A 20,411-nucleotide genomic window follows, 5' to 3' on the forward strand; every position below is an offset into this window, starting at 1 on the left:
TAAAAATGAAAAAACAAATATTCTACATACTCCTATTTATTGCGACCCTAAGTTTTGCGCAAAAACCAATGGTAAAAGCAGAAATAGACACCACAAACATTAGAATTGGTGAACAGTTTCAGTTAAAAATTTCTGTGGATGAAACAGCGAACGTTATCATTCCTGCAATAAGATTAAAGGGCCTAGAAATAATAGATTCTACAAGGATTGATACCCTTAAAAACAGTTTAATTAGACGATACATTCTAACCGGTTTTGATAGTGGCGCATTTTACATTCCGCAACAACAAATATTTGTAAAGAATCAGGCTTTTTTAACAGATTCTCTTTTAGTAAATGTAGCTACCGTTGCTATCGATACGACGAAGGTGAAGAAATTCCCGATAAAATCAATCAAAAAAGAACCTTTTACTTTTGATGATTTTAAAATCTACATTTATATTGCTCTAGCAATTTTAGCCATTATTGGTTTCTGGATTTATTGGTTTGTTATCAGAAAAAGAAAAGAAGAAGAGGAAGCGCCAACCTACAGAACTTTGCCTCCTTATGAGGAAGCAATTCTAAGACTGACTGAATTAGACGACAAGTTATTGTGGCAAAACAATAAAGTAAAAGAATATTATTCTGAATTAACAGAAATTGTTCGTGGTTATATAGAGCGTGAGTTAAAAGTACCTGCATTAGAAAACACAACGGATGAGGTTTTAGAAATGATAAAAGATTTCAAAAAAACAGATACCATAGAAACTTCAAAAGAAACCATCGATAAATTGAAAGATTTATTACGTGAAGCCGATTTGGTGAAGTTTGCAAAATCGAAACCATTGGCGTTAGAAATTGAAGACGATAGAAAAGATGCAGAATTTATCATAGGCAATTTAAAGCCAAAACCAATAATAGAAAAAGAAGATGAACTGGAGTAATTTTGAATTTTATAACCCTGAGTTTCTCTGGTTGCTAATTTTAATACCGTTATTGGCAATCTGGTATTTTTTTATGCGCAAAAAAGATGCCGCTGTTTTAACCATGCCAAGTATAAAAGGTTTTAAGGTAGAAGCTTCTATTTTATCTAAATTAAAACCAATCTTATATCTCTTAAGATTGTTGGCGTTGGCAGCAATTATCGTTGCTTTGGCAAGACCAAGAAATGTCTCTGTAAGTAAAAAAACAAAAACAAATAAAGGGATTGATATTGTTATGGCAATTGATGTTTCTGCAAGTATGTTGGCTAGAGATTTAAAGCCAAATAGACTAGAAGCACTTAAAAAAGTAGCCATAAATTTTGTAGATAGAAGACCAAATGACAGAATTGGTATTGTTGTTTATGCTGGTGAGAGTTTTACGCAAACACCAATTACAAGTGATAAAGGCATCATAAAAAGAACCATTTCTGAATTGAAGTGGGGACAATTAGAAGGGGGAACCGCAATAGGAATGGGCTTGGGTTCTGGTGTAAATCGACTAAAAGATAGCAAAGCAAAAAGTAAGGTTATTATTTTATTGACAGATGGTGTGAATAATTCTGGAAATATCGACCCAAGAACTGCAACAGACTTAGCAAAAGAACTAAATATTAAAGTGTATACCATAGGAATTGGTACCAACGGAATGGCAGATTTTCCTTGGAGTAGAGATCCTAGAACCGGTAAATTAAACTTTAGAAAGCAACAGGTAGAAATAGACGAAAAACTATTGCAAGAAATTGCTTTTGAAACGGAAGGAAAATATTTTAGAGCAACCGATAATGAGTCTTTAAAAGAGATTTACGATGAAATTGACAAGCTAGAAAAAACAAAAATAGAAGAGTTTAAGTATTATAATTATCAAGAAAAATTTAGAGCTTTTGTCTTTTTAGGACTAGGATTCTTGTTGTTAGAATTTATCTTGAGGAATACTTTATTTAAGTCATTTATTTAAATTAAGTGTAAATGTTAAGGAATTTGATAACATCTCGATATAAATTTGATGTAAAATAGAATTTACTCGATGTGACATTATGAATACAACAACAACCACACAAATAAACAATTACACGAATAAAACATGTACAAAATAGAAGAACCAATTTATTTTTCCCTGCTAATAATTATTCCAGTAATGATTGTTATTTTCTTGTTGGTTTTATGGTGGAAAAAAAGAACGCAACGTACGTTTTCTGATGCCTCTTTACTAAAGAAGTTAGCACCAAATTCATCGACTTTTAAAAATACTTTAAAACTAATTATTTTACTTTTAGGTATTGGCTTTTTAGTGATTTCTTTGACAAACCCAAAAATGGGAACCAAATTAAAAACAGTAAAAAGGGAAGGGGTAGATATCGTTTTTGCTTTAGATGTTTCTAAAAGTATGTTGGCAGAAGATATTGCGCCCAATAGGTTAGAAAAATCGAAGCAAATTATCTCTAAAATTATAGATAAACTTGGTTCCGACAGAGTTGGTATTATTATTTATGCAGGAAATGCGTATCCACTTTTACCAATAACTACAGATCATGCTGCTGCAAATATGTTCTTGCAAAACGCAAATCCAGATATGGTTTCTAGTCAAGGAACAGCCATTAGCGGAGCTTTAGAATTAGCCAAAACTTATTATAATAATGATGAACAAACCAACAGTTTCTTGATTATTATTTCTGATGGTGAAGATCATCAAGAAGAAACAAAGCAAGTTGCACAGAATCTTGCAAACGATGGTGTAAAAATTTACACCGTTGGTGTTGGTACCGAAAAAGGTGGCCCAATTCCTATGCGTTTAAACGGTTCTATGACAGGTTATAAAAAGGACAATAAAGGAGAAACCGTTATTACCAAACGAGTGGCAGAAGTATTACAAGGAATTGCAGATGCTGCAGACGGAAAATATATTGATGGAAATTTTACAGACAACCCTGTAAACGAAATAGCAGAAATTATTGCAAATGCAGAAAAAAACGAATTTGAAACCAAACAGTTTTCAGATTATAAAGATCAGTTTCAATGGTTTTTGGCATTAGGTTTGCTATTCTTAGTCATAGATATTTTCTTGTTTGATAAGAAAACAAGATGGTTAAGAAAAGTTGATTTATTTAACGAAGAGAAAACAAAAAATTAAAATGAAAAAATTAAAATATATACTTATCATTTTCTTCCTGCTGTTTTCAACAAAAGAAATAGCAGCACAAAAAGACACCATAACAGCGCAAAGAACTGCTAGAAAAATGTTGCGTCAAGGAAATGAACTGTATCAAAAAAAACAATTTACAGATGCTTCTGTCTCTTATCAAAAAGCTTTGGGAAGCAATTCTAATTATGACAAAGCAACATATAACTTAGGAAATGCTTTCTATCAAAACAGCAATTTTAAAGAAGCTATTCCGCAATATGAATTAACTGCTAAAACAGCAACAGACCAATTTTCAAAGGCGGAAGCTTATCACAACCTAGGGAATGCTATGATGGAGTCTAAAAACTATCAAGGTGCTGTAGATGGTTTTAAAAATGCATTAAGAAATAATCCTAATGATAATGAAACTCGTTATAATTTAGCTGTTGCTCAAAAATTATTAGAAAAAGAGAAGCAGGATAAGAAAGACGACAAAAACAAGGATAAAGACAAAGACAAAAAAGATAAGGACAAGAAAGACAAGGACGATAAGAATAAAGACGAAGACAAAAAAGACCAAAAGGACAAGGACAAAAAAGACGAAGATAAAGACGGCAAAGGCGACAAGGACAAAGACAAGAAACAAGATCCTAAGAAAGAGGATAAAAAGGAGCAAGAGAAACCAAAACCGCAACAGGGTAAAATGACACCGCAGCAAGTAAAGCAATTATTAGAAAGCTTGAATAATGAGGAGAAAAAAACCCAGAAAAAAATGAATGCGAAAAAAGCAAAAGGTAAAAAAGTAAAACAGGAAAAAGATTGGTAGATTTACCGTTTTAGAAAAAGTTGATGAAGTTGAAATTTTACATATCTCTATTTATTTGTTTACTAAGTTTATCTTTAGTTGCGCAAGAAGCAACCTTAAAGACAACAATTAGTAAAAACAAATTAGGCGTAAACCAACGTTTGCGAGTAGAGTTTTCTATAGACAAACAAGGTGGAGATAATTTTGCACCGCCAAACTTTAGTAACTTTAAAGTTGTGGGTGGCCCGAGTCAATCTGTTAGTCAATCTTGGATTAATGGAAAAGTAAGTTTTTCACAATCTTACACCTATATTCTTCAACCAAACAGAAAAGGAGAACTTTCTATAGGAAGTGCATCCATAAAAATTGGTGGCAAAATAATAAAATCTGAACCTGTAAAGATTATTGTTTTAGATGCTGTGGAAATTCCTAAAAACCCGAATGACCCCAATTATATTGCACAACAGAACATTCATTTAGTTGCAGAAATTTCTAAATCTAAACCCTATGTTGGTGAAGGTGTTTATGTTGAATACCGATTGTATGTTAGTGAAAATGTTAGTGTTTATGATACTTCTGTAACCGAAGCGCCAAAATACAACGGTTTCTGGAGTCAGGATATTAAAATAAATGGTTTTCCAGTTAAAATGGGGAAATACAATGGTGAAAACTACAGATATATTGTACTTCAAAAAGCCCTTTTAATTCCAACAAAAACAGGAAAACTCTCTATAGCACCAATGAAAATGGATATTGTAATTGGAGTTCCTTCTGGAAGATCAGATTTTTTCGGTAACGCAATTACAAGAAATGTTCGAAGAGAATTTGCATCCGCTAAGAAAATAATAAGTCCTTTAAGTCTTCCTTTAGAAGGGAAACCAGCAAACTTTTATGGTGCTGTTGGTGATTTTAATTTTGACGTTTCGCTAAGCAAAGATATTTTAAAAGCAAATGAAACCAGCCAAGTAAAAGTGGCAGTTTCTGGAAACGGAAACTTAAAATTATTTGAATTGCCAACGGTAGAAACACCGGTAGAATTAGAAATGTACCAACCAAAAAGAAAAGAAAATGTTCGTGTAAACGCAAGCGGAATTTCTGGTGCTGTGATAGACACCTACACAGTTGTGCCTCAATATAAAGGAAAATATAAAATACCAAGTGTTTCATTTTCTTACTTTAATCCGAAAGAGAAAAAATACAAAACAATTGCTACAGAAGATTTCTATGTAGACGTGCAAGAGGGTAAAGAATTGGTTGTTCTAGACACAACAACGGTTAGAAAACAAGAGGTTGTTGCTGCAGGCAAAAACTTTAGATATATTGCTACTAAGACAAATTTTATAACTACAAAAAAATCTGATTTTTTTAAATCGAATCTTTTCTATATTTTACTTTTATTGCCGTTAATTGCAATTCCGGTTGGAATCTTTATCGCAAAAAGAAATGAAGAAAGAAGCCATGATATTGTTGGTAATAAAGCTAGAAAAGCAGAACGATTGGCTAAGAAATATCTTTCTAAAGCCCAAAAACAACTCGGTAAAAAAGAAGCTTTCTACGAAGCTTTAGAACGTGCTTTGCATAATTATTTAAAAGCAAAATTAGGCATCGAGACGGCAGACATCAGTAAAGAAAAAATTACTGAAATGTTAGTGCATAAAAAAGTTGAAACAGCAACAATCAATCAATTTATTGAAGTTTTAAAAAGTTCTGACTTTGCACGATACACACCATATACAGCAACTCAAATGAAAGAAGAATTTGAACGCGCAAAAGAAGTTATTGTTCAACTAGATAAACAATTATAGGATGGTGAAAAAGATTTTATTTTTATTGTTGATGATTGCCAACTCGGTTACGGCTCAGAACGTAGATCGTTTATTTACTGCTGCAAATGAGTTATACAAAAATGGTGCGTTCGAAAAATCGATTGAAAAATATAAAGAAATTGAAGCTCTAGATGCCGTTTCTTCTGAGTTATACTTAAACTTAGGAAACGCATATTATAAGCTAAATAAAGTAGGTCCTACTCTTTTCTATTACGAAAAAGCCTTAAAATTAAACCCTTTACATGCCGATGTAAAAAACAATTTAGTGTTTGCAAAACGTTTGGCTTTAGACAATATAGAAGAAGTTCCTAAAACTATTTTTCAGCGTTTTGATAAAAATTATCTTCAAAAATTGTCTTATAATGAATGGGCAATTGTTACTGTTGTATTTTCTTTTATTGCAGCTATTTTATTTCTATTTTTCTACTTTGCGCATACTCCAATAAGAAAAAGAACCTACTTTACTACGAGTAGCATCAGTTTTATTCTTTTTATTTTCACTATTTTTATCACTTATAATCAGTATCATCAAACAAAAGAAAACAAAGAAGCTATTGTTTTTGCTGAAAAAACGGAGGTTAGAGACGCCCCCACTCTAAATTCTGAAGAAATTTTTACGTTGCATGAAGGCGCAAAAGTAATTGTGTTAGATGTCGTAGATAATTGGAAAAAGATTAAATTAGCGGACGGAAAATTAGGATGGATAATCGCCGAAGAAATTAAAGAATTATAATTAATGAAGATTAGAGTAGCTATTGTCTTAACTTTTATTTTTACACTTTTTATTGTGACTCCCACAATACTTTCTGTTGTACAAGATAATTTCGACATCTCTATTCTTTATAATATAAGTGAAGAAGAAAATAATCAAAAAGAAGTTTCTAAAAATTTTGATATGAAATTCTCTGAAACTAAAACATGTTTATCCCTTTTTAACACTCTAGACAAGAAGGACTTACTCGATTTTTATTTAAAAAAATACACAGATATTTCTCAGGAAAACAGTTCTCCTCCTCCAGAATTAGTGTAAATATTATCAAGAATTTCAAATTTTAACTTTAACTTTAAACCTATCTTTTAGACAATGATGGGTAAAATTATTTATTTATGAAAAAATTATTTTCAAACATAAAGGGTGACGCTTTTGGTGGTATTACTGCGGGTATTGTTGCATTACCCTTGGCGTTAGCCTTTGGTGTTTCTTCTGGTTTGGGACCAAGTGCTGGTTTATACGGTGCCATTTTTATTAGTTTCTTTGCGGCACTTTTTGGTGGAACAAACACTCAGATTTCTGGTCCAACGGCACCCATGACTGCCGTTAGTATGGTAGTTATTGCAGGTATTGTTGCTGCAAATGATGGCGATATTACAAAAGCACTACCAGCTATTTTAACTGTTTTTCTTTTGGCAGGATTATTTCAAATTATATTAGGGGTTATTGGTCTCGGAAAATACATTCGGTACATTCCTTACCCCGTAGTTTCTGGTTTTATGACTGCAATCGGATTGATAATTTTACTTACTCAAGTATTGCCTTCAGTTGGTTATTACCCAAAAGAAGATGTTCAATTTGTAAACACATTTAAAGCACAAGCACAAGAAGTTATTCTAGAGAATATCTTAAAAGAAGAAGCAGGTAAAGGTATTTTAGTTTTAGAAAATTTTGAAGAAACCAATAGAAGAGGTCAATTAATTACGGCTGCAGATATAGAAAAAGAATCACAAACATTAGCAGCAAAAGAAACTTCTGGTGCTTTAGGTGCTATAAAAGCTTTTCCAAGGGCTTTACAAAATATTAATTGGTTAGAACTTTTACTCGCCTTAGGTACAATTATTATCATCTACGGTTTTAAACGGATTACCACCAAAGTACCAAGTACTCTTGTTGCCTTAATTGTAATGTCTGGAATTGCTGTTGCTTTTGGTTTAGACTATAGAACAATACAAGAAATTCCGAGTGGTATTCCAATTCCGAAATGGGAAATTTTTACAGGTTTTAGTCTTGCTAATCTAACGCCGTATATTTTTACAGCCCTAACACTAGCGCTATTGGGAGCAATAGATTCGCTTTTAACAAGTGTTGTTGCAGATAATATGACGAAAACGAAACACAAACCAAATAAAGAGTTGGTTGGTCAAGGAATAGGAAATAGTGTCGCAGCATTATTTGGTGGTCTTCCAGGAGCAGGTGCAACTATTAGAACTGTTGTAAATATAAATGCTGGTGGAAAAACAAAACTTTCTGGTATGATTGCAGGAGTTATGTTACTTGTAATTATGTTAGGTTTAGGCCCAATTGCTTCAAAAATTCCTGCAGGAGTTTTAGCAGGTATTTTAATTACTGTTGGTATTGGTGTAATGGATTATAAAGGATTGAAAGCAATACCTTACTTGCCAAAAGACATTAAAATTGGTCCGATTAAAGTAAGTTCTGAAGTATTAATTATGATGGTAGTTTTACTACTTTCTACTTTCTGGAATTTAGTATACGCAGTTGGTATTGGTTTGATCATTGCTTCTCTAATGTTTATGAAAAAAATTGGCGATTTAACAGCAGAAAGATCTGATGTGAAATCATTAAAAGAAGAAGCTTGGGATGATGAAATTAGTTTTCCAACAAACTTAAAAGAAGAAGTGTTTATTAAGCATGTAAAAGGTCCTTTATTTTTTGGTACTACAAGTGATTTTCAAGCGCTTTCTCTGCAAATACCTCAAACTGCAAAAACGGTTATTCTTCGTTTGGGTAGAATGCAATATATGGATCAATCTGGGCTCTATGCCATGGAAGACATGCTGTTAGATTTAAAGAAGAAAAACATTGAGGTATTGTTTGTAAACTTATTAAAACAACCAAGATATATGATGGAAAGAATTGATATCATTCCAGACTTTATCCCTAAAGAGCACATTTTTAAAAATTTTGATAGTTGTGTAAAATGGATAAAACAAAATGTAAAAGACGAATTCAAAAACTAAAAAACTATGCCACACAGAAATAAAGCCATTACAAAAGATGCTCAAGATAAACTAACACCTATGGTTGTGTTACAAGATTTTATTGAAGGTAATTCTCGTTTTGTTAGAGACGAAGTTCATACAATAGATCATAAAGCTTTAATTACCCAAACAACAGAGAGTCAACATCCAAAAGCAATTGTACTTTCATGCATCGATTCTAGAGTTCCTGTAGAATTAATTTTTGACCAAACTATTGGTGATATTTTTGTCGCTAGAGTTGCAGGAAACTTTGAAAATACAGACATCTTAGGAAGTATGGAATACTCTTGCAAGGTTGCAGGAAGTAAATTGGTTTTTGTTTTAGGTCATGAAAGTTGTGGTGCCATTAAAGCAGCATGCGATCATGTAGAATTAGGAAACATTACATCGATGTTAAATAATATTCAGCCAGCAGTTAAAAAATCTGAAGGAGAAGTTAAAGGAAAGCACAATTCTTCTAACACAGAGTTTGTAGATAAAACAATTGAAAACAACGTAAAATTAACCATTCAGAGAATTAGAGAGAAAAGTCCTATATTAAACCAAATGGAAAAAGACGGAGAAATTAAAATTGTGGGTGGTGTTTACCATATTAGCAGAGGAAAAGTAATGATGTTGTAAGTTATTATTACCTACTGAATAAAGTTTCGGAAATAATTATAAAGGCAGTAATTTTAGGTTACTGCCTTATTTTTTTTAATATTAATTTTCAATATCTATTTTTAGTATTGGTAACTTTTCCGTTATTTTACTCAAGGAATTTTAAAGCATCAAAAAAGACGCTACAATTAGCGTCTTTTTTATTGTAATGATCTAACGTCTTCCAAAACTTTAGAAGCACTAAATTATCCTTTTATAATTATTCTATTATAATCTTTTTAGAATCCTTCTTCCCGTTTTCGTCTACCAAATTCACAATGTAAATTCCTGAATTTACATTTAATGAAACCACTTGTTTTTCATTCGTACTAAAGTCTAAATTTGCTTTGTAAACTTGTCTTCCAGAAATATCAAAAATATTCATTTTCGCTTTCCCTAAAGAACTTTTAGCAAAAACAGTAAAGTTACCTTTAGAAACTGTTGGAAACACTGTAAACGCTTTATTATTTCTTAAAACATCCTCTACAGAAGCTGTAACCGTTGTAAATTTACCTGTAAATAAACCTCTACCATGTGTAGCTGCTAAAACTAAATTATCTGAAGCTCTGTATTGTAGCATATCTACTCTAACATTTCCCATTCCAGAATTTGCAGGTTCCCAAAGAACATTTGCTGCAGTAACATCGCTTGTTTTCCAAATACCCGCTTCGGTTGCTACAATTACTTCTTTTCTATCTAAAGGATTAAATAAAGACCATCTAACAGGAATGTCTGGTAAGTTTCCTTCTACATCTGTCCAAGTTGTTCCACCATCAATTGTATACCAAACACTTTTTACACCATAATTAGAATATGTTAGCAAAACTTCATCATCTGTTGCACCAATCTCAATACAAGAAATACTTCCTGCAACACCAGTAGTATTTAACCTTGTAAAAGAATCGGTATTTGCATTCATTCTTAAAACTCTACCGATATTAGTTCCAAAAAACACCTGTCTATTCTCTTTATTATGTGGTGACACTCTAATATGCGATACTACGGCACCAGAGAACTGAAAACTACTTACCACATCTTTTTCTCCTGAAAAATTACTTCTATTTCCTTGGTCTTCGTAATCTGGTTTTAATTTTGCTCTTGTTATATTATTAGGACCATCATAAGAATAAAAAATATTATTATCATCGTCATAATCTGAAGAGTTTATAAAACTGCCAGATTCGTTATTATTTATTAAGGTTATATAGTCTACTTCTGGCTTTGAATAGTCATATAAATAAGAAACATTGTTTTGTGTAGAAGCAATATAATAAATACCATCTACACCATCATTTGCTGTTTGATCTATAAAGCTAAAACCTCCATCTCCCCCTAATATTTCAAAAGAATTACTTACTCCTGGTTCATAGATATAATTGGTACCATTATCTTGTGCACCGCCCATAAAGCCATCAACATTTATAGGATCTATTGCTGCAGAGTAAAATTGTGTGATGTTAAAATTTAAATTTCTTGGAACAAAACCATTATTATTTTGGATTTTAGTATTGTCTGGAGCATAAAAAATACCTCCATCTGATGCTACCAAAAGTTCATTATGATTTGGTCTGAATATTATATTATGAATATCTGCATGAACGTAACTAACAGAAGCATCTACAGAAAGTTCCCAACTCGATGTTTTATTCCATGAAAAACCAGCATCTAAACTTCTAAACGTATTTATACCACCTACATAAATTTCATTTTCATTAGCAGGGTTTATATTTATAATCAAATCATACCAAGCTTGGTTACGCGTAAAATCATCATTTGGCACCGTAGAATCACCAGAGTCAGAAGGTTCTGTTACATTCTCCCAGGTGGTTCCAGAATTTGTTGTTTTAACAATTTCACCAAGTTTATTCCCACTGGTAATTAAGGCATAAACAACATCTGCATTAGATTTAGCAGTTGCTAGTTCTACTCTACCTAAAGAACTTAATGTAGCAGTATATTTAGAAGCAAAAACAACACCATTTGAAGATGAGAATATAGAGCCACTTGCATCTCCTGCCCATATTGTATTGTCCGATCCTAATTCTAAATCTCTAATTGCTTCTGTAGATGCTACCGTCCAAGTTATACCGCCATCTACAGATCTAAATAAATCTGTACCGTCGGATAATATGTCTTCAACATCTCGCATAGCAGCATAAATTACTCCTTCGGTTCCTCCTTCATTTCTAACGATTAAATCATATACATATTCAAAATTAATTGTAGAAATAAGATTGTTCCAAGTAACACCGCCATCGGTTGTTTTCCATATTCCAGCACCGTTAACTGCATCTACATTTCCCCAACCTTCACCAGTACCTACATAAAATGTATTGGTCTGAATTGGATCATAATCTAGCGCGGAAATTGCAAAGTTTAACATATCCGGACTTACCATACTCCATGCAGAATTTTCATCTGTAATGTCTTCATTCTTCCAAATACCACCACTTACACCTCCAGCAAAAACTCTTTTATCCGCTGCATCATTTGGGTCGAACATTAAAGCGCGAACTCTACCCGCTACCTTTTTAGGGCCTCTAGATTCCCAATTAAAATTAGTTGCGGCAGTTTTACTAAGCGTTGCTTCACGTTTTACCTTCTTACCATATCTTAAGGCTTTTATCAGCCTGTCTTGATGTAGTTTTTTGGTAGTAGGATCCATTGTTCTTAAAAAATCTTGTTCAAATGCTAAATCCGGACGGTCTTTTTTAGGAATTGCTCTTAACTCTTTTCTCGTTAAAGATTTTCTTTTAGAGTATGGATGGTTTGCTAAGTATGCAGCATATTCTTTTTGTTTTTTTTCAAACGCTGTTTCTTTGTTATTATTTATCAAAAAAATGGCAACTATGGCAACTACAGCCAAGATAGAAAGAGATAGTTTTTTATTCATATTTTATATTTTCTTTAAAAAAGTAACCAAATTTAGTGATTTTTAATAATTTTATGTGATATTTCCTGTTATTTTTTTGTGCATTCGTATTGCATAACTATCTGATATTCTAGAAACATAACTACAAACCTGCATAATTCTGTCATATAAATTAACTGCTTCCGTTTTGTATTCTTCTGGTAATAAATTTAATACCAAATTGTCAAAATTAGACGGATTGCCATCGAACAGATTGTTGAGCGCAGTGACAAATACATCTAACAAGTCTGCAATAATTCGATACCCAGCGACTTCTTTCTCTACAACTTCTGTACTTTTATAGATTTTAGCGACACTTATTTTTAATATGTCGTTAATTTGTGCCTCATACTTACACTTCTCTAATAAAGATTTCTCGAAAGTTCCGTTTAAAATGGCATCTTCATTAGCTAAAAAGATGTCAACAGCTTCATTTATTAAAACTCCAATAGCCAAAGCTCTTAAATAACTTACTCTATCTTTGGTGTGTTTTAGTGAATGGTATTTTTTACTATCAATGGTATCTTTCACTAGCTTAATCATGTATTCTAAAGCAAATTCTTCATCAATTAAGCCTAAATTAATTCCGTCTTCAAAATCGATAATTGTGTAACAAATATCATCTGCAGCTTCTACCAAATAGGCTAACGGATGCCTGTAAAAAGAAATAGCTTCTGTAGATTTTTGCAACATTCCTAAATCTTCTACAACCTCTAAAAACGCTTGTTTTTCTGATTGAAAAAAGCCGTATTTTTTATCTACAACATGGTTTGTTGGTTTCTTAGGAAGACTTTCTTTTGGATATTTTAAAAACGCACCTAAGGTTGCGTAAGACAAACGCAATCCGCCAGAAATACCCGCTCTAGATTCGGTTAAAATCTTGAATCCGTTTGCATTTCCTTCAAAATCTACTAAATCTTGATATTCTTTTGAGGTAAGTTGTTCTTTGTATTTTGCACCATTTCCTGTTTTAAAATACTCGCCAATTGCTTTCTCACCAGAATGCCCAAAAGGCGGATTCCCAATATCGTGCATTAAAGAAGCAGTACCTACAATGGCACCAAAATCGTTAAAAGTGTATCCTAATTCTTGTAAGTTTGGATGGCGTTCTAACAACACTTTACCAACTCTTCTACCCAAAGTTCTACCCACAACAGAAACTTCTAAACTGTGCGTTAAACGCGTGTGTACAAAATCGGTTTCAGATAACGGAATTACTTGTGTTTTGTCTTGTAAGCTTCTAAATGCAGAAGAAAATATAATTCTATCGAAATCTACATCGAAACCCAAACGAGTTTCATCTTGTGCTATTCTTTCGCGTTTTTGTGTGTCGCCAAAGCGTTTTAAAGAAAGGAGTTGTTCCCAGTTCATCATAATTATAAAATATTGTCGAAAATAAACAAAAAAGAGAAGCTTTTCTATTTTTTATGTTTGAATACGTTTATTCTAAACCAAGTTCTTCTTCTGTATCTAATTCTCTAATAACTTCATAACCATCTTTTGCTAGAATATTTAACCATTCTGTAAAGTTTTCTACTTTATAATGTAGTTTTTGATCAATATAATATGCTAAAGCCCATTCATTGTCCTTTTTTTCTTCTGAAATTAACCAACACCAAGCGCCTCCATTAGAATCTTCTGTCATTAAACAAAGAAAACTATCTACATGTATGGTTTGTTCGTCTAATTGAATGTTTTCTTTTAAACTTTCATTATAATCTTTTAGATAAGAATGGTTTTGAATACTATCTATTTATTGACTAAAAACCCAAGAACCACCGTCTCCAAAATACTTTGAAAATATTTTATATGATACAGGTAATTGTAATTTATTTTCTATAGATTTTATCTCCTCTTCGTTTAATTTATTTCCAACCTCATCATGTACCTCAAAATTTTCTAATAAATGAACAATAGAGGTTGAGATAGGATGCTGAGAATCTAATGAGTTTTTAAATTTTTCTATGTTTTTAGCTTGGTCAACTTTTGCCAACATTCGCTCTCTTGTTTTGTTAGATTCTTCTCTATTCTTCTTAACCAATAAAGAAACTCTAAAAGAGACGATTCCTAAAACTATAAAGAGTATTGTTTTTAAAGTCATTAATAGGTTTCTTTTAATTTATTTTAAAAAATGAAGATACAAAAAAGACACTTCCCTTTCTCTCTTGTTAAAAGCAAACAAAAAAGTTTAGCCCAGATTGAACGGTTTGTTTGAGCTCTTTTTTATTCTTTTTCTGAATAAAAAAAGCGAGTAGTGAAAGCTGGAAAATAGCTTCAAAAAAAAAAGAGAAGCCTTTCGGCTTCTCTTTATCAATTTTTGATTTACTAATTATCCTTCACAATTTAAACAATCTTTCTTTTGTTTAAATTTCTGTGCAGCATTCATACTGTGTTGGTAATACATCGATTTTACACCTAGTTTCCATGCCGTAATATATACATCGTTTACTTCTTTAATTGGCATATCTGGGTGCACCATTATATTTATAGATTGTCCTTGATCTATATGGTTTTGTCTATTTGCCGCTTGATACACAATTACTTTTTGATCTATTTCTGAATAGGTTTTAAATACCTCTTTCTCTGCTTCTGTTAAAACATCTAAATGTTGTACAGAACCATCATTGTCTCTAATGCTTTTCCAAACATCTAATGTATTATGTCCTTTTTCTTCTAATAATTTTTCTAAAACAGGATTCTTAATGGTCGTTTTTATCTTCGCAATATCCTTTACATAAATGTTAGACCAAATTGGCTCAATCCCTTGTGATACTTGTCCTAATATAAAGGCAGATGATGTGGTTGGTGCAATTGCATTTAACGTTGTATTACGTCTTCCGTATCCTTTTAAAACTGCTGGTTCACCATACATTTTAGCCATTTCTTCAGATGCTTTGTATGATTTTTCTTTAATTACTTTAAAGATTTCACTATTTAACGCATATGCTTCTGGACTATCAAATGCCAACATTTTAGATTGTAATAAAGAATGCCAACCTAAAGCTCCTAAACCTAAAGCTCTGTTGTCTTTTGCAAAGTTATATGCTTTTTCCATAAAACGGAATGTAAACTGATCATCTCTATCTGGAGAATCTCTATACACTTCCAATTTATTGATAAATTCTTGCATTACTGCATCTAAAAAATATGCCAATGTTTCTACCGCATCTGTATCTTTCCATTTGTCATAATGCACCAAGTTAATTGATGACAAACAACAAACAAAAGACCAATCTTCATTAGACGGTAACATGATTTCTGTACACAAGTTACTTGCATAAATTTCGTGGTTTTTGTCTTTGTAGACATCTACCGTACCGTTGTTTGCATTGTCTCTAAAAAGAATATACGGGTATCCTATTTCTCCTCTTCTTTGTAATATTTTTGCCCAAATACCTCTTTTTTCTACATCACCATCAATCATGGCTTGCATCCATTCATCACTTACAGTAACACCATGCGTTAATTCTTGTATTGGGTTTCCTTCTGTTCCTATTTCTAAAAACTCTTTAATATCTTCATGGTCTACTGGTAAGTATGGAGAGAATCTTCCACGTCTTACAGAACCCTGGCTCACAACATCCACCATTTTTTCAAACAATTGCATAATGTGAACAGAACCAGATGATGATCCGTTATTTTTAACATCTGCACCTCTTTGGCGTAATTTACCAAAGTAACCAGAAGTACCTCCACCTAACTTAGACATCATACCAACTTCTGATTGTGAGAATAAAATATCTCCCATATCATCTGCCACGTGCGAACCAAAACAACTAATAGGCAAGCCTCTTTTTTTACCAAAGTTAGACCAAACTGGAGATGATAATGAGTAATAACCCGCTGCCATATATTTATAAAACTTATCAGAAAAACCATCCATTTTTAAAATACGTTCTGCATTGTCTCCAATTTCACGTATTCTTTCTTCTGGTGTTGTATCTCCTGTTAAATAACCCGACTCTAAAAACTTACGACTGTTATCTGTTAGCCATTCAATTTCTGGTTCATTTTTATCTTTAAGCATCTTCTCTCTCGCACTATTTCTAGCTTGAATTAATTGTTCGTGTTCGGTAAGTTCGGCAATATTTTGGTCGTTCAGGTTCATAATTTAAAATAAGTCGTCGCTGGTTATACTTTTAGTTCTTTTGCTATAATTGATAGATCTTTTCACGAAGAAATCACCATGTTTGGTTCCAATAATTTCATCATCAAACCAATCTGTTTGAGATAATAGCGCCTCATCAACATCAAATATTTTTGTAATACCAATACTTGCTAACGAGTTATTAAATCTATTTTTTATAAATTCTTTAATTACATTTTTAGGTAAGAAATCTAATTCTCCTTCTTCGAAAATCCAATCGATTAGTTTACTTTCAGAAAGAAAAGCTTCTTTACAGGTTTCTTGCACCAATACACTATGCGCCTCATCAAACCATTCTGGATTTTCTTCTTTTATAATTTTAATAAGATCAATACCAAAGTCTCCATGAATTTGCTCTTCTTTAGAAGTAGCTTCTACCACATTAGAGATTCCTTTTAAAACATTTTTATGCTTATTGAAAGCCATGATAATCAAAAACTGAGAAAATAAAGATACGTGCTCTATAAACAAAGAAAATAAGATAATAGACTCAGAAAAATCTTTATTGTTTTCGCTGTTTACGTTTTTTAAGGCTGCTTCTAAATAATTAACACGTTTCATAATTACAGGATTTTTTCTTAAGTTTTTAAACTCATTATTTAATCCTAAAATTTCTAATAAATGCGAATATGCATCATGATGTCGCACTTCACTTTCTGCAAACGTAGCACCCACCGAACCAATTTCTGGCTTTGGCATCTTTTTATAAATATCTCCCCAAAAGGTTTTCACTGCAACCTCTATTTGAGAAATTGCCAACATGGTATTCTTTATAGCATTTTTCTCTATAGGTGTAAGAGACGTCTTAAAATCCTGTATATCACTCGTGTAATTAAATTCTGTATGAATCCAATAAGAATGTCTAATCGCATCTACATATTCACCTAAAGCAGGATAATCATAGGGTTTTAAGTTTAATCTCTTTTCAAAAATATTGCTTTTTCGACTTCTAGTTTGTTCATCTCTATATAAAATGTAAGCCTTCGCAACATCGTGAAAAGGACTGTCCATTAATTTATATTCTACAATATCTTGAACCTGTTCTACTGTGGGTGTATAATCTGGTTCTTTTAACTTTCTTTCTAATAGAGTACCGTTTACAATATTAGAGATTGCTATTGCGTCTTTTATAGTACCATTGTTTACAGAAAGCATTGCCTTTTCAATGGCTTTTGTAATTTTTTCTAGCTCGAAAGTGGTAGTTTCAGAGTCTCTTTTGATGATATGCGTAATTTCCACAGTAAATTGGTGTTATTTGAGGGTTAATTAATCGCTGAAAACGACTTCTACAAAGATTGCCTTTTTTGTTCCGAAAAGAAAGTTATACTTATTCACAAATCCCTTGAAGTTTTTAACAATAGCGCTAATTTCATCAATATCTCAAAAAATGAACGATTTTTCAAATAAATGATAATCAATATTTTAAAAGCCTAAAAACACCTAAGTTGCTGCTACTGTTGACATTCTTAAAACCTTATTTTTATAAAAATTTCTTTCAAAAAAAATAAAAATTAGGTTATGAAATAAACTTGAAAAACAATTTTTATATCTCTAAAAACTTGCTTTATTTAGAATTTTTACAGATAACAGAAGACTGCTTAAAAGCTTTTAGACGCGCTCTTTTTTGAAGTATCTTTGTAAAAAGGTTTTTTGATGAAAAATAGGTTTCCAAAAATAGTTCAAATTGCTATTATCTCTGTTTATTTAATATTTTTAGCCGGTTCTGTCGTTAGAATGACAGGCTCTGGAATGGGTTGTCCCGATTGGCCAAAGTGTTTTGGTTATTACATTCCGCCAACTTCTGAAGAACAAATTACCTGGAAACCAAACACTGTTTACAAAGAAGGTTTTATTATTATTAAAGATGAAGTGTTATTTGTTGCCGAACACGATTTAAAAACGGAAACAACCTTTAATACAAAAAATTGGGCAAGCTACACAAAACACGATTATAACAAATTTAATAAGTATCATACTTGGACGGAATACATTAATAGGTTAGCTTCTGTTTTGGCTGGTTTTGTATTTCTATTTTTAGTTTACGGCGCTTTTAAACTTAGAAAAACAGATAAAAGGATTCCTATACTTGCCTATACAGCATTCTTTTTAATGCTCTTTGAGGCTTGGTTAGGAAAAACCGTAGTAGATTCTAATTTAACACCTGCAATTATTACCATTCACATGGTTGTTGGCCTAATCATTATTGCTCTTTTACTATGGTTGAAGTTTATTGTTTCTGATAAGAAACCAACATTTAAATACAATGCCGTTTTTAATAAATTATTAATTATTTCAGTCCTTTTTTCATTGATACAAATTGCATTAGGAACCCAGGTAAGGCAATTTATAGACGAGCAAGTAAAATTATTCGGCTTTGAAAACAAAGATTACAGCTTAATGAATCCTAGTTTTAAATTCTACTTTCATAGATCTTTTACCATTGCAATTGTCTTGGTAAACTTAGGGATGTTCTACATCAATCAAATTAAAAACTTAGGTTACAATTTAGTAAACTGGATTCTCTTTTTAATCTTCCTAGAAACAATTACGGGCATGTTAATGTATTATGCAGAATTTCCTTTAGGTACACAAGCCACGCATTTATTAGCTGGTGCAGTATTATTTGGAGTACAATTTTATTTATGGTTACAGAGTAGAAAAGTAGTTCGTAATTCACAGTAACCGTTTTTAGTTTCTTACGGTTGCGCTAAATACAATCGTATACTAAAAACGATCAACGAAGGTTATGGATGTGCGTTTACCCAAACTTTACCATCTGAAAAGTGTTCTTTTTTCCAGATTGGTACAGTTTCTTTTAACGTATCTATGGCAAATTCACACGCTTCAAAAGCGGCTTTTCTGTGTTTAGAAGAAACGGTAATTATTACAGGAATTTCACCTATTTGCAACATTCCTTCTGCATGGTGAATGGCTATTTTTTTAACATCAAATTTTACCAAAGCCAAATCTGCAATTTTCTGCATCTCTTTAATCGCCATGGGTTTGTAAGTAGAAAAATCTAACTGCGTTACTTCTTTTCCTTGCGTGTCATTTCTAACAGTTCCTACAAATACCGAAATTCCGCCACAAGCAGCATCTTCTACAAAATTGTAGCACTCATTTAAATCTAATTTCTCTGATGATATTTTTATGGAAGTTCTCTGCATTGTTCAACAAAAATAGGGAAACAATTTTGTATTTTTGTATTTATAAAATGAAACGTCATTACTAGGAAATTTTAACCAAGGAACCGCTCTTTCAATCAACAGGTTGCTTCGTAAAACCGCAATGACTAATTAGATAAAAAAAATGAAAAACATCTTTAGAATTATTAGCTTTTTAGAAGGGATCTCTTATTTATTATTACTTTTTATAGCAACACCAATTAAATATCTTCAAGGGGATGCTTCTTATGTAAAAATGTTAGGAATGCCTCACGGAATTTTATTTATGTTGTATGTTGTTTTGGCAATTCTTATCAAAAAAGAAATGAATTGGAACAATAAAACGCTAGCAATTGTTTTAGTTGCATCTGTTATTCCTTTTGGTACTTTTTATGTTGATAAGAAATATTTCGGTAAAAAAGTATCTGCCTAAAACTGTTCGTAAGCAAGTATTTAGAGAGAAAAATAAATGAGTCTTTACTATAAAAATTTTCGCTTTTATTATTCTTAAAAAACGGAATTAAAAGACACACAGAAAACAAAGAAACACGTTTTATACAACGTGTTTCTTTTGTATAAATTTTAAAAAAATTACCCTCCACTAACTGGCGGAATTACAGCAACCACGTCCTTTTCTTTTAAAATCAATTGATCCTCAGCATAAGCTTCATTTACCGCAATTGCATATGAATTGATGTTTTTCAACTGTGGATATTTTTCTTTTAAAACCGATTTAAAATCGGCGACAGAAATTGAATTTTCAAACTCAACATTTTGTTGCGTCTCACCAATTAAATCCGAAGTAATACCAAAAAAAAGAATTTCTATTTTCATCTGTAAC

Annotated in this window: 19 protein-coding genes; 11 read left to right on the forward strand and 8 right to left on the reverse strand. The window is 31.9% G+C overall.

Going from position 1 to position 20,411, the window contains the following annotated elements; all coding sequences use genetic code 11:
* Positions 1-5 precede the first annotated feature (5 nt).
* From ES045_RS01215 to ES045_RS01255, 9 genes are all read left to right on the forward strand, one after another.
* A complete protein-coding gene (locus tag ES045_RS01215) occupies positions 6-923 on the forward strand; it encodes a hypothetical protein (protein WP_147111119.1) in 918 nt (305 codons plus the stop codon).
* Entirely contained in the window at positions 910-1,917 is a 1,008-nt protein-coding gene (locus ES045_RS01220; protein WP_147111123.1) for a vWA domain-containing protein, read from the forward strand. Before ES045_RS01215 ends, ES045_RS01220 begins: the two co-directional genes overlap by 14 nt.
* Positions 1,918-2,043: 126 nt before the next feature.
* Positions 2,044-3,090: a vWA domain-containing protein gene (locus ES045_RS01225; RefSeq protein ID WP_147111126.1), complete on the forward strand. Its 1,047-nt coding sequence runs from the start codon at positions 2,044-2,046 to the stop codon at positions 3,088-3,090.
* A 1-nt stretch (position 3,091) separates the two neighbouring features.
* Positions 3,092-3,907, forward strand: coding sequence for a tetratricopeptide repeat protein (locus ES045_RS01230; RefSeq protein WP_147111129.1), 816 nt, complete (start codon positions 3,092-3,094; stop codon positions 3,905-3,907).
* Positions 3,908-3,930: 23 nt separating this feature from the next.
* A complete protein-coding gene (locus ES045_RS01235; protein WP_147111131.1) occupies positions 3,931-5,691 on the forward strand; it encodes a BatD family protein in 1,761 nt (586 codons plus the stop codon).
* A gap of 1 nt (position 5,692) precedes the next feature.
* Positions 5,693-6,445 carry an SH3 domain-containing protein gene (locus ES045_RS01240; RefSeq protein ID WP_223267150.1) on the forward strand — a complete coding sequence of 251 codons (753 nt, stop codon included), beginning with the start codon at positions 5,693-5,695 and terminating at the stop codon, positions 6,443-6,445.
* A gap of 3 nt (positions 6,446-6,448) precedes the next feature.
* Complete coding sequence (locus ES045_RS01245) at positions 6,449-6,742, forward strand: hypothetical protein (protein WP_147111134.1); 294 nt, start codon at positions 6,449-6,451, stop codon at positions 6,740-6,742.
* A 77-nt stretch (positions 6,743-6,819) separates the two neighbouring features.
* Entirely contained in the window at positions 6,820-8,688 is a 1,869-nt protein-coding gene (locus ES045_RS01250; RefSeq protein ID WP_147111137.1) for a SulP family inorganic anion transporter, read from the forward strand.
* Positions 8,689-8,694: 6 nt separating this feature from the next.
* Complete coding sequence (locus ES045_RS01255) at positions 8,695-9,330, forward strand: carbonic anhydrase family protein (protein ID WP_147111140.1); 636 nt, start codon at positions 8,695-8,697, stop codon at positions 9,328-9,330.
* A gap of 238 nt (positions 9,331-9,568) precedes the next feature.
* Here the strand turns inward: ES045_RS01255 and ES045_RS01260 are convergent, their stop codons facing one another.
* The 6 genes from ES045_RS01260 to ES045_RS01285 form a co-directional block, all read right to left on the reverse strand.
* The gene (locus ES045_RS01260; RefSeq protein WP_147111143.1) at positions 9,569-12,241 is read right to left on the reverse strand and encodes a T9SS type A sorting domain-containing protein; all 2,673 of its coding nucleotides are present in this window, start codon (positions 12,239-12,241) and stop codon (positions 9,569-9,571) included.
* 51 nt (positions 12,242-12,292) lie between these two features.
* Complete coding sequence (locus ES045_RS01265; protein ID WP_147112098.1) at positions 12,293-13,630, reverse strand: deoxyguanosinetriphosphate triphosphohydrolase; 1,338 nt, start codon at positions 13,628-13,630, stop codon at positions 12,293-12,295.
* A 70-nt stretch (positions 13,631-13,700) separates the two neighbouring features.
* Positions 13,701-13,904 carry a hypothetical protein gene (locus ES045_RS01270; RefSeq protein WP_147111146.1) on the reverse strand — a complete coding sequence of 68 codons (204 nt, stop codon included), beginning with the start codon at positions 13,902-13,904 and terminating at the stop codon, positions 13,701-13,703.
* A gap of 108 nt (positions 13,905-14,012) precedes the next feature.
* Positions 14,013-14,360, reverse strand: coding sequence for a hypothetical protein (locus ES045_RS01275; RefSeq protein ID WP_147111149.1), 348 nt, complete (start codon positions 14,358-14,360; stop codon positions 14,013-14,015).
* A 228-nt stretch (positions 14,361-14,588) separates the two neighbouring features.
* Positions 14,589-16,367 (reverse strand): ribonucleoside-diphosphate reductase subunit alpha, encoded by a 1,779-nt coding sequence (locus ES045_RS01280; RefSeq protein WP_147111153.1) that lies wholly within the window; start codon positions 16,365-16,367, stop codon positions 14,589-14,591.
* Between the two features lie 3 nt (positions 16,368-16,370).
* Complete coding sequence (locus ES045_RS01285) at positions 16,371-17,645, reverse strand: ribonucleotide-diphosphate reductase subunit beta (RefSeq protein ID WP_147111154.1); 1,275 nt, start codon at positions 17,643-17,645, stop codon at positions 16,371-16,373.
* A 414-nt stretch (positions 17,646-18,059) separates the two neighbouring features.
* Between ES045_RS01285 and ES045_RS01290 the strand changes: the two genes are divergently transcribed.
* Positions 18,060-19,088 carry a COX15/CtaA family protein gene (locus ES045_RS01290; RefSeq protein WP_147111157.1) on the forward strand — a complete coding sequence of 343 codons (1,029 nt, stop codon included), beginning with the start codon at positions 18,060-18,062 and terminating at the stop codon, positions 19,086-19,088.
* Positions 19,089-19,150: 62 nt separating this feature from the next.
* On the opposite strand, the gene ES045_RS01295 is transcribed toward ES045_RS01290, so the two are convergent.
* Complete coding sequence (locus tag ES045_RS01295) at positions 19,151-19,573, reverse strand: molybdenum cofactor biosynthesis protein MoaE (RefSeq protein WP_147111160.1); 423 nt, start codon at positions 19,571-19,573, stop codon at positions 19,151-19,153.
* Between the two features lie 142 nt (positions 19,574-19,715).
* Between ES045_RS01295 and ES045_RS01300 the strand changes: the two genes are divergently transcribed.
* Entirely contained in the window at positions 19,716-20,003 is a 288-nt protein-coding gene (locus ES045_RS01300) for a DUF3817 domain-containing protein (RefSeq protein WP_147111163.1), read from the forward strand.
* Positions 20,004-20,161: 158 nt separating this feature from the next.
* Here the strand turns inward: ES045_RS01300 and ES045_RS01305 are convergent, their stop codons facing one another.
* Complete coding sequence (locus tag ES045_RS01305; RefSeq protein WP_147111166.1) at positions 20,162-20,404, reverse strand: MoaD/ThiS family protein; 243 nt, start codon at positions 20,402-20,404, stop codon at positions 20,162-20,164.
* Positions 20,405-20,411 lie beyond the last annotated feature (7 nt).

Source organism: Polaribacter sp. IC073, from assembly GCF_007997075.1.
Classification (GTDB): Bacteria; Bacteroidota; Bacteroidia; order Flavobacteriales; family Flavobacteriaceae; genus Polaribacter.